This is a genomic window from Corallococcus aberystwythensis, assembly GCF_003612165.1.
Lineage (GTDB): Bacteria > Myxococcota > Myxococcia > Myxococcales > Myxococcaceae > Corallococcus > Corallococcus aberystwythensis.
Genome location: NZ_RAWK01000465.1, coordinates 1 through 3,746 on the forward strand (window position 1 = coordinate 1; position 3,746 = coordinate 3,746).

3 protein-coding genes are annotated in these 3,746 nt (G+C 67.0%); all 3 read right to left on the reverse strand.

Going from position 1 to position 3,746, the window contains the following annotated elements:
• Nucleotides 1-333: 333 nt before the first annotated feature.
• Entirely contained in the window at nt 334-1,635 is a 1,302-nt protein-coding gene (locus D7W81_RS43945; protein ID WP_244227776.1) for a hypothetical protein, read from the reverse strand.
• Between the two features lie 82 nt (nt 1,636-1,717).
• The gene (locus D7W81_RS40345; protein ID WP_147445808.1) at nt 1,718-2,818 is read right to left on the reverse strand and encodes a hypothetical protein; all 1,101 of its coding nucleotides are present in this window, start codon (nt 2,816-2,818) and stop codon (nt 1,718-1,720) included.
• Between the two features lie 73 nt (nt 2,819-2,891).
• Nucleotides 2,892-3,746: UTP--glucose-1-phosphate uridylyltransferase (locus D7W81_RS40350; RefSeq protein WP_120560629.1), on the reverse strand; the 855-nt coding region annotated here is incomplete at its 5' end.

The following is a 3,746-nucleotide window of genomic DNA, read 5'->3' on the forward strand; positions in this document are numbered from 1 at the left end:
CGGGCGTCGTCGGCGCCGTTGGCTCCGTGGGCAGCTCGCTGTTGGGCGGCGCGCTCGGCCAGGGCAGCGCGGATCCGACGGCCGGCATGAGCCAGGCCCCGACCCTCGAGTAACCCGACGGCGCCTCACGCCCGATGAAACAGAAAGCCCCTTCCCGGCACGGACCGGAAAGGGGCTTCGTCATGCACGAGGCTCATGCTGCTGGCACCCAGCTTCGTGTCGATGGCCGACCTCGCTTCAGTTCCGGGTGAGAACCCGGCAGCGCGCCACGAGGAATGAAGCGGCGGGGGGCGAACTCGACGTCAGCTTTCCCCTGCGCTCTCTTGCTCGCCTCTACAGCGCCTCGCGCAGGTTTCCCTCCGCGGTGCGCACGAACTGGGTGACGCGCTTGTGGAGCCACAAGCCGAAGGGCTGCACGCGCTCGCGCTTCATGGGCCTGGGCAGCTTCTCCATTCCCTCGTCGAAGGGGATGATGGACAGCTCGCCCGCGGCGGACACCACTCGGGAGTCGAACGCGAAGGACCTGGAGGTGTGCCACCCGCCGTGGAACACGAGGAGGTCCTCCAGGTCCGTGTTGCCGGTGGCTTCGACGAGGTCGTCCATCGCGTAGAGATCGTCAGCAATCTCCAGGCAGCTCCAGCCGCCGCCGGTGACGTTGCCGCACAGGAACATGGGCAGGTCCTGGTCGGCGCCGCTGCCGACAATCCAGGTGATGGAGCCATACACGCGCAGGAAGTAATCCCAGCTGGACTCGCGCTTCTTCGGCCTGCCCGGCTTCGCCGTCCTCCAGCGCCCGATGCGAGCCTTGTGCATGCGCTTGAAGAAGGACACATGCTCCTCGGCAGAGGCGATGCGCTTCTTCTCCTTCTCCGCGTCGAGCTGCTCCGCGACGAAGTGCCCCGTGGGAAAACGCTCGTGCAGGTCCTTCAGCATCGCGATGGCCGCGTCGACGGCCTCGAAGGCGTCCTGGGGCTTCGGGAAGGAGGGCCCCTTGGGCAGGGGCGCGCGCCTGGGCACGCCCGGCGCGGGCTTGGGCTCCGGATTGGAAAACTCGGCTTTGGTGAGCTCGATGTTGTGGAGCACGAAGCCCGCCTTCTCCTTGGCTCGAACGCGCTGCTCGGCCCGGGCAAGGGCGGCTTCACGGTTCGCGAAGGTCGTTTGTTTCGAGGGATCCTCGAAGACATGCTCGCCGTCCACGACGATCCCCCAGTACTTGTCGGGAGCCCGGTGGTACTGGCGGCTCGTCACGAACTTCTTCGTCGCGTTCCACGGCGCGCCGTCCTTGAAGCCCAGCTTGCGGTAGCGCGCCAGCAGTGCCTCGACCCGGGAGGTCTCAATGCGGGAGACGAGGTGCGCGCCGTTCAGCGTCCCCCGGCAGACGAGGGACTGCGCGCCACGCACCTCGACATCGACGTGAAGCAGGGTGCTGAGCCGGTACAGGGTGTGCCGTCGCTCGACGGGCGCGAGTCCCTTGAAGACGTTCGGGTCCCCCTTGTCGAGCGTGCCCTCGCTCCAGACGCGCAGGGCACCCCCCTGGTTGTAGAGCCAGACCTCATCCTTCGTGTCGAGCTGAGGATCCGAGTACCAGATGGGATCCCCGTCGTTGAGCTTCTGCAACCGCTTCCAGTCGGGCATCCGGCTTTATCTCACGTACTCGCAGGTGGGCGCTCTTACGGAAACGGCGCTCGACCAAGACCCAACCCTGCCCCCGGGCCGCCTAATAGATGGTGTAGCCCATGGCCGCCAGTTGGGGCAGCGTGCCAATCACATAATCCTGGGACACGGTGCGTACCATGCCCGCGGAGATGTTCTGGCTCTGCAGATCCGACCAGACATGGAAGTTGATGTTGCCGCACGTCAGATCGGTCGCGTCCTGGCAGTACGTCGTCTCTTCCATGTTCAGGCTGATGCCAGCCTCGAGGTTCCGGATGAGGATGCCCACGTCGGTCCCGAAGATGTTCCAGACCAGGATCGCGTAGTTGTAGCCGAAGGCGTTGCAGCCGGAGCCCGGGTAATTTGGGTTGCAGTCGGCGTCGGGAATCGTGAAGCGGTTCACCGGGCGGATGGGCCCGTGCACCGTGCTTCCCTTCTTCAGGTAGATGCGCAGGTCGCCCATGGCGGCCACGGACTTCTGCAGGTAGAGCGCCTGCTCCGCCCTCACCCAGGGCCAGGTCTGGGCCATCCGCGCCCGGAGCGAATAGGCGTGGGTCCATTGGATGACCGACCCCGCGGACGTCCCCAGGAGCGTGCCCGTGATGTGGGCCTGACCGTCATCGAACACGTACCCGGTGCCGCTGCAGGGACTGAAGGTGATGGGGGGCAAGGCGCCCATGAGGTGATCCGAAACGAGCGGATTCCAGTCGAGTGCGTGGATGGCGCTGGCCGTGGCGGCATAGCTGTTCGTGTAACCCCACTGTCCGCCCAGGGAGTTGCCCGCCGCCTGGTTGAAGACGATGGGGTTCACCCCGCCGGGCCAGTCCCCGACGATGTAGCTGGTCTGCCAGCCCGCGCCTGCCGCGCTCCGGGACTCCACCACGTTGACGTATTGCGTGGGGTACTGGTTGTTGACCAGCTCCAGCTTCACCCCGATGCCGCCCATCGTGTCGCTCAGCCCCACCACCGATGTGACCTGACTGGCGATGAGGCCCGCATTCAGCGTCGCGGGCGGCGCGTCGTTGAAGGGCACGTTGCAGGTCAAGCGGGTGTCCAGGACCTGGGCGACCGACGCCACGGCCTCCGGGGAGGATTCGAAGGGGTCCGTGCCGCAACCGGCGAGCAGGGCCATCAATGACAGGTCAGCTAGAAGGAAGGTTCGCATTTCTTCCTTCTATCCCCAAAGCGCGCATTTTCAGAACACCGCCACGCCGGCGGTGATGCTGAACAGGAAGCCCCTAACGCAAGGCCTCCAGCCGGGACCGCAGGCGTTCCGCTACCCGGGGAAGGTCATCCGGGGCCTTCACCGGTTCGAAGCGGCTCGTCGCGGGGTCCGTGCGCCCCACCTCGATGAAGGCGACCGACAGGAGCGGCTGGCCATCCGGCCGGGTGAGGCTGCTGGCCTCCGCCGTCACCTGCTCGAACTGGAGGACGGGCGCGCCGTCCACCTTCTTGGAGACCACCCGGTAGGGAATGGGCAGCGCTTCGTTCAACATCGCCTCCAATTGGAAGGTGATGTTGTTGGTGGAGATGAAGGCATGTTGCGTGGGGTCCACCTTCTCCACGAGCTGGAGCTGGCCGTTCACGCGCACCGGCGCGGCGCCCGCGTCCAGCGCGCCGCTGGGGTTGGCCCGCGGCGTCACCTCCACCGTCATGTCGCAGCCCCGTTGCAGGTGCATCCCGATGACGACCGGGTCGAGCGTCGCCGCCAGGTTGTCCACGTTGGAGAAGTACATGCAGCGCACACCGCGATGGCGCAGCGTCTGCCCCACCCCGCTCGCGCGCAGGGCGCGGAACACGTCCCCATGGCCAGAAGGGGCGAAGGACAGCTGCCCGTCCGCCTCCCGGAACAGGGCGCCCTCCGGCGTGAGCCGGGGCAGCATCTGCTGCCGGAAGAGGAACACGTCCCGCCCCAGCCCCCGGGCTTCCAGGTGCGCGGCGATGGCCTCGTGCGTAAGGAAGGAGGTCATCACCGCCACCGGCACCGGGCGGCCCAGCCGCTCGCCCAACCGGCGCGCCTCGGCGAGCTTGAGGTCCAGGAACGTGTGCTCCCCCAGGACGGGGACCAGCCCCTTCACGGCCCCACCAAAACG